General features: G+C 48.6%; 5 protein-coding genes. 1 reads left to right on the forward strand and 4 read right to left on the reverse strand.

The window, feature by feature from the left end:
* Window positions 1-218 precede the first annotated feature (218 nt).
* From CAG65_RS16760 to yccS, 4 genes are all read right to left on the reverse strand, one after another.
* Window positions 219-1,493: a hydroxymethylglutaryl-CoA reductase gene (locus CAG65_RS16760; RefSeq protein ID WP_161448983.1), complete on the reverse strand. Its 1,275-nt coding sequence runs from the start codon at window positions 1,491-1,493 to the stop codon at window positions 219-221.
* A gap of 94 nt (window positions 1,494-1,587) precedes the next feature.
* The gene (locus CAG65_RS16765; RefSeq protein ID WP_021705242.1) at window positions 1,588-1,863 is read right to left on the reverse strand and encodes a hypothetical protein; all 276 of its coding nucleotides are present in this window, start codon (window positions 1,861-1,863) and stop codon (window positions 1,588-1,590) included.
* 42 nt (window positions 1,864-1,905) lie between these two features.
* A complete protein-coding gene (locus CAG65_RS22095; RefSeq protein ID WP_202599436.1) occupies window positions 1,906-2,136 on the reverse strand; it encodes a hypothetical protein in 231 nt (76 codons plus the stop codon).
* Window positions 2,137-2,252: 116 nt separating this feature from the next.
* Window positions 2,253-4,427 carry a YccS family putative transporter gene (gene yccS, locus CAG65_RS16770; protein ID WP_161454350.1) on the reverse strand — a complete coding sequence of 725 codons (2,175 nt, stop codon included), beginning with the start codon at window positions 4,425-4,427 and terminating at the stop codon, window positions 2,253-2,255.
* A 187-nt stretch (window positions 4,428-4,614) separates the two neighbouring features.
* Here yccS and helD point away from each other — a divergent pair.
* A partial coding sequence (gene helD, locus CAG65_RS16775; RefSeq protein WP_161454351.1) for a DNA helicase IV occupies window positions 4,615-6,608 on the forward strand: 1,994 nt, incomplete at its 3' end.

Below are 6,608 nucleotides of genomic sequence, written 5' to 3' on the forward strand. Positions count from 1 at the left end.
GAATTCGATTTTGGCCGACAACCGCATGCCAGGTTTCAACAGGTTAATTAATTTATCGATAGAGTGGGTTACTGACGCCATAGGAAATCGTTTTTATAGGGACGTTACACAAAATATATGTCTAAAGCTCTGAAATTGCACTGACAAAGCGATTTGGAAATGAAGATTTGTTATCCCGGTGACATTCATCCTTGAATATCACGAAGCCCGATACTGGCTTAAGACTTGGCCTGGCCTCGGGCAAGCTTATGATGCGCTCTGGAAAAATGCTCCGCGCAGAATGCGCCTACGATGGAGAGTTCACCGGCTAGACATAGGGCGGCGGTGACTTCTGCAAACGCTCTCGCGTTGCCTGAGCCGGATAGGCCCAGAATATCAAGACACGCCTTTTGTGTCGGTAATCCTGTCCCTCCGCCAACCGTGCCGACCATGATATTGGGCAACGTAACACTGGCATAGAGTGCGCCGTCTTGTCTCATTTCCATGCGTGAGATGCCGATTGACGATTCTGAGACGCACGCGGCGTCCTGACCACAGGCAATATACAACGCCGCCAGGGCGTTTGCGTAGTGAGCATTGATACCAACACTACCGCTAAGGAGTCCGCCTACGGTGGTCTTATTGGCGAAGCTGACCATGCGTGCAACGCTGGTATGCAGGTATTTCTCTACCAATTCGGCTGCAATGATCACTTCCGCAGACACTTTTTTACCGCGCACAGAACGCAAAGTATGGGCGTTTGGCTTCTTGTCGCCGGACAGGTTTCCATCAAGAAACGCTTCCACCGGAACGATTGGACTGTGTGACAGAATAAATCGATACACGGCATTGGTAGCAATGGTTACCATGTTTTGACCAGAAGCATCCCCTGTCAGATACTCAAACACCAGATAGACATGATTGCCTTCGATATTGACGTTCATGTCTTTGAGTTGACCATGGGATGTGGTGGCTTCCGCTATCTCTTTGAACTGTTCGTATTGCGCGACCGCCCAGGCGACAAACAGACCTGCATCGGCCAGAGAGTCGAAAGCAAAGACAGGAGTGCGACTCACCCCTTCGTTAATCAGCATGGCACTTGCGCCGCCCGCAGCGGTGATTAGGTTGGCCCCACGGTGGTAAGAGGCGACCAGGGCGGCTTCGGTGGTTGCTAGCGGCACCAGGTAGTCGTCCTGTGCATACAGGCCGTTGACACGCAAAGGACCGGCAATTCCGACGGGGACGTTGACCGTGCCGATGAAATGCTCAATGTTTCCCTGATAGGCGTCGTAATGGGCTTGGGTAAAGCTATCCAGTAATACTGTCTGATCGGTTAATTCTGACAATATACGCCAACGTCTTTCCAAATGCTTATCGGAGAGTAGTGGGCTAGGGCACAGTTTACGCTCAGGCTCATGTTTCCGACTCTGTAAGGATTGGTGAATACGGTTTGGTTGAGTATGTGGAGCAAGCGGCGAGGTTTGGCTAACAATGCCAGAAGAAAATTTGGGCATAAAACTGGGTATCAATCGATTTTGTCGTGATTGTAGAGAACCGACGACGAAATACAACGGGCACAATACGTTTTGCAACAAATGTGTGAAGTTTTCAGATGTGAACGTCCAGCAAAGAGCCGATCATTTCTCGCTCACGTTGCCTAACTGTGGTTCCGGTTTTACCGTAAAGTTCTGCCTGATTAAGTTTAACCAACGATGATGCGAGGTCATCATCTGACTTTTCAACTGGTTTGGTATCGACTTTATTGAATTCAAGAGCGTTTGACGAGCTGGTTGTTACCGAGTTGATTTCAGCCGCAGCTTCATCCGCCTGTTTAAAAGCGTTGTGTAGGATAGGGTAGCTGTTTGAAACCGCAGACACTGACATGACCGTGACTCCTTCTCTCTACTGATAAACTAGTAGATTTGATTAGGAAAACAAGCTGGAAATAAGTGACATTTCTTCGTCAGTCAGCAGGCCTTCGTCAGAGCGTGACAGATTGCTGCTGATTTCACACTGCAGTTGTTTCAGTTGTTGCGGCGTCAGTTCTTTGAGTTGATTCTTCAACGTTTCAAACTGTTGCATGTTCATCTTGCTCTCTCCCAGCATCGGTCGGTGTCGCGATACACATTCACCGCAGTAAGAGATGTCTCCTTCCATGCTCCCACCTTCAAATAAATGACTATTGAGTTAATACTAGGTATCGAACGCTGTTTTTTTGTCCGAGTAATGTCAACTAATGTCAAAGGTTCGTGAGAGAGACAAGATCCTGTCGCTTAACTGTTTGATCCCGGAGAGTCTACGCGGACCGCGAATTTGCTGGCCAAAGAATGCATTTCAGGCAGCATTCGATGGATCAGGTGCAACTGTTGTAGCACCATGCGAGCGGAGCTGTCATCTTCGTCGCGCCACTCAGAAAGACGTTTTTCCAGACCTGAATCGTCGATATCACTGGTGTCACAGGTATCACAGTGATCATTGAGCTGAGTGTAAAGAATATCCAGATGTCGGTGAATGGCCCTATGCGCATCAAGCACTAATTGATGTATGGCTTCATCATTGATTCGGGTGCGGTGGGCACCCAAAGCGGAGATGTAGCTGAGCAGGGCGTGGTTCAATGTCAGGAAACGAAAACTTTCGTCGACTGCCGCGCGGTAACGCCCCGGTTCTGCCAGCATCGTGCTGATGGCATTAGTTAGGTTGGCATCGTTGTTGTGAGCAGAACGACGCGCGATACGATAAGTTAAGTTGTCTTTTTTACCAATGCGGTACTGACCGATGATCTGAGCCAGATAATCTTTGTTCGCACCAATCGCATCTGCCATGATCTTATGCAACCGACGCGACTGCCAGTCAGGGAAAATAGATACCACGGCGGCGACGGCCAACGCACAACCGATCAACGTATCTCCAAGGCGAGGCAATACAACGGCAAAACCTTGACCAAGCTGGTTGAAACAAAACAGGACTAACAGAGTAATAAAGCCGGTCGCAAATCCGTAATTGTTGATACGAAACGCGAAAAACATGACGCCGGAGAGAACGATCAACACCAGTTGGCTTTCCTGTGACGGGAAAAACGTCAGCAGCGGTACCCCAATCAATAGGCCAGCCAGCGTGCCGGCAATTCGGGCCACCAGTTTCTGGCGTGTCGCGGCATAGTTGGGTTGGCAGACAAACAGTGTAGTCAGCAAGATCCAATATCCTCTGTCGATATCGAATACTTGAATAATGCCATAGCCGAGCGTCAGCGCGAGAGACATGCGCAGAGCATGGCGAAACAGCAAGGATTCTTTGTTGAGATTCGACTGAACTCTCTGCCACATGGCTTTCAATGAGTGCGCTTCGGTGTCATCGAGTACATCTTCTTCCGGTTTACTCTCTGCATCCGGGTTGTTGATGTTGTTGAGCTGTTTTTCAACCGTTGCAAGGTTATTGAACAGGTAGCTTAATTGAGCCAGAAGACTTTTCCATTGCGGATTCTTTTGTTCCTGCAGATAGGTCATCGAGCTTTGCAATTCATCTAACGCAAGCACCGAAGCGTTCATATGCTGGTATTCTTTTCCGAGGCGAATCGACTGCGCAATTTCGCGACAGGCAAAAGCCTGCGTTTGCAGCAGATGTTCAAAACGAAACATCACATCCGAACGCTGAAACTCTTTGGCCAGTTCCTGATAGCGGTAATGGCTGGAGCTGACGCGTTCGTGAATATCCTGTGCCATAAAATAAATGTTAAGAAAACGGTCACTGGCACCATCAACGTGGCCACGCTTTGAACGGCTCAATAAGGTAGCTTTACACTGGTTCAAGGCGGTCACTGTGGCAGCGTTGAGCTTGGCTTCCGCGATACGATGAGGCTGAGGAATCAACTCGCTAACGGGGTGGAAAAGGTGGCTTTTGGACTCCAGATAATCGGCCAGTTTCTCAAAGACGTTTGCCAGGCTGTGCTGAACTGGCTGCATAGGCCAGAAGGCATGCCAGATCATTGAAACAAAGTAATACCAGGCTGCCCCCGTCAGCAGCATCGCGGGTTGAAACCAAATGTCGGTGCTTTCATGGGCACCTAACATGGTGTAGATGGCGATCAGCAGGGAGCCAAATGCGATGCTGGCGTATCTTGGGCCTACGGCTCCCAGCATAATAAAACCAAAGGTTGAGATAAAAAGGCCAGCGGCGAATAACCAAGGCAGCTTAAACAGTATTTCGATGGAAAGCGACGCGAGACCAAAACAGACAAAGGTGAGAGTGACCGCTTTCAGACGACCGGTGAAACTGGCGTCACTCTCCGCCAGTGCCGCCGCAATGACGCCGAGAATGAGCGGGATGATTTCTCTGTCGAGCTGAAAATGCCATGCCGGAATGACAACGCCGAGCAGAGTGATCAGAATAAGCAGGCAGTAGTTGATGGTTTTATTTGCCCAATAAAGGCGCAACTGGTTGGTAAAATTCACAATGGCTCAACTTTGAAAAATTCTAACCTATACAATAACCCGTATTGAGGGCTTAACATACTGACACAGATAAAAAAATGAGACTGTTTGTAGATATAATCGTCAATGCAAATATTGACATTAAATTTTCATCCCTGATCCTGATTGTTATATCATGACGGCAACCGAATCGACAGGCAAAAAAGTAATGCAGCTAAGTGCTAATAAGACTGCAAAGTACCTTATTCAAAACGAATATCATCAAGTTGAGCTCGACAGCGAGCTGATTGTTTTATCTTCTGCGATGAGTGAAGAGCGGATTCCGTTCAATGTATGGAACGGAAAAGTGGCGCTCAAAAGGGGATTGCTGTGGGGAGAAATGAAATTTTTCGCCCATGAAGAGACCGGAGTGCAACGTGCCTGGGTCGTACAGGGATTGCCCTGGCGTCAGTGCCGAGAGTTTGCCCGCCATGCGGTAGCCAAGTACCAACACTGGCACAATGAACAGTGTCGTCAGTTGTCACAACATCTCCCTGAATGGGAAGAAGAGCTGACGCGTCTACGCCGTTTGCCGTCGTTCCTTTCTCATTCGAGTGTTGGACGCTGGATTGATACCGTGAATCAAAATTTGACCGGTATGCATATGTCTCTGGCTGAAGCATGTCAGAGAATGCCGGAGCGTATGGCTGCTCTGACGCCCTGGCTTGAAGACACGGATGAAACCTTATCAGAGCGTAACCACACTTGGCTTGAAAATGAGCGTCCCAATTGGGAAGTGCTCTTTTCGCAACTGGAGTCTTCACCACTTAACCTGTCTCAACAGTTTGCCGTGTTGCTGAACGACGATAATAACTTGATTCTGGCGGGGGCCGGTTCTGGCAAAACCAGTGTGTTGACTGCACGGGTCGCTTATCTGTTACAAAGCCACTTGGCACAGGCAGAAGATATCCTGATGGTAGCGTTTGGCCGTGATGCTGCGCAAGAAATGAGGCAGCGTTTAGACGATAAACTCGGTATGTCTACCGACGGTATCAGCGTGAATACTTTCCACCAACTTGGCCTTAAGATACTGAATCAGGTTGAAGAAACGAGCGTGGTGGTTTCCCCTCTGGCTGTGGATGATAATCAGCGAAAAGCTTGGTGCATCGATTGGCTGAAGAAGCACTGGATGACGCCAACCAATTTTAAACGCTGGCAGAAGCATCTCTCTCAATGGCCTATTGCTTATCTGGCTGGTGATGACGAGCTGGGTAGTCAGGTCGAGAACCCGAAATTGATCGCCTGGCTGGAGAAACAGATGATGCAATTGGCTGCAATGGGCGCGACCAAGAAAGATCTGCAAGAAAAACTGGTCAGCCATCCGGAATATACGCGCTTAAACAGCGAATTATCCCTGGTATGGCCATGCTATCAAGCCTGGCAACAAATGCTTAAAGAGACGGGCCAGATTGATTTCAACATCATGATTCGCCGTGCAACTCAGTATGTGAAACGTGGGCGTTATCGTCCAACGTGGAAATACATCATGATTGATGAGTATCAGGATATTTCACCAGAGCGACTTGAATTGATTGAAGCCTTGTGTGAAAAAGGCAAAGACACAGAGCCGTGTATTTTGTTTGCCGTTGGTGACGACTGGCAGTCTATTTATCAGTTTGCCGGTTCTGATGTCGACCTGACCACCGGCTTCGATTACCGCTTCCCGTATTCGACGGTGCATTATTTGGATACGACATACCGTTTTAATAACCAAATTGGTGATGTCGCGAATCAGTTTATTCAGGCTAACCCGGCTCAGTTGCCAAAAGCGCTACGCAGTCACAAGGAGCAGAAAGCCAAGGCAGTCTATACGGCACCGTCAAACAATGTTGAGAAGATTCTGGACCAACTGAATCGAAGCGCAAAAGGCAAGAAAACCGTGTTGTTACTTGGTCGTAATCATTACCACAAACCGGAGTTGTTGGCAGACTGGCAAAAACACTATGGGTTGCTATCGATAGAGTTCATGACGTGCCATGCAAGTAAGGGTAAAGAGGCTGACTACGTGATTATTCTTTCGGTGGATGAAGGGCAATTCCCGGCCAAAGAGAAATCATTGCACCTGGATGCGGCGTTGACCAAGTCGGATGATGATTTCCCGCACGCAGAAGAGCGGCGCTTGTTCTACGTTGCAATGACTCGGGCAAAAGAGAAAGTCTGGAT

It is taken from the genome of Vibrio sp. V39_P1S14PM300 (assembly GCF_009904765.1).
Lineage (GTDB): Bacteria > Pseudomonadota > Gammaproteobacteria > Enterobacterales > Vibrionaceae > Vibrio > Vibrio proteolyticus.

Coding starts and splice junctions, on each gene's coding strand:
- CAG65_RS16760 (WP_161448983.1), bottom strand. CDS start 1,493: ATGCCCAAATTTTCTTCTGGCATTGTTAGCCAAACCTCGCCGCTTGCT.
- CAG65_RS22095 (WP_202599436.1), bottom strand. CDS start 2,136: ATGGAAGGAGACATCTCTTACTGCGGTGAATGTGTATCGCGACACCGA.
- CAG65_RS16765 (WP_021705242.1), bottom strand. CDS start 1,863: ATGTCAGTGTCTGCGGTTTCAAACAGCTACCCTATCCTACACAACGCT.